At 37.2% G+C, this 411-nt stretch carries 1 rRNA gene; it reads right to left on the minus strand.

From position 1 onward, the window contains the following. Positions 1-342: 342 nt before the first annotated feature. Positions 343-411: ribosomal RNA gene (locus tag PSI06_RS21145) — 16S ribosomal RNA — on the minus strand; the annotation flags it as partial.

Below are 411 nucleotides of genomic sequence, written 5' to 3' on the forward strand. Positions count from 1 at the left end.
GCCTCCAACTGCCAAGGCATCCACCGTGTACGCTTAGTCACTTAACCATACAACCCAAACGGGTCTTTGTTATGTGACAGTTTAACTTCGCCAGAAGTTAATATTGAATACTAAAGTAGATACCAATCAATCAACTCAAAGAGTTGATTAAATGGCACTGAATGATACTGCTATCATTCTTTTTTACTTTTGAAAACTCTGTACAAATACAATGTATTCATACGAATTTTATTATCAGCTTTTCCAAATTTTTAAAGAGCATATTAATTAGTTAACCCAGAGGGTAAAACTAACTAACAATCATCTGTGTGGACACTACGAACAAATAAGTTCTAAATCGTATAAGGAGGTGATCCAGCCCCAGGTTCCCCTAGGGCTACCTTGTTACGACTTCACCCCAGTCATGAATCA

This window comes from Pseudoalteromonas sp. GABNS16E (assembly GCF_028598715.1).
GTDB lineage: Bacteria > Pseudomonadota > Gammaproteobacteria > Enterobacterales > Alteromonadaceae > Pseudoalteromonas > Pseudoalteromonas atlantica.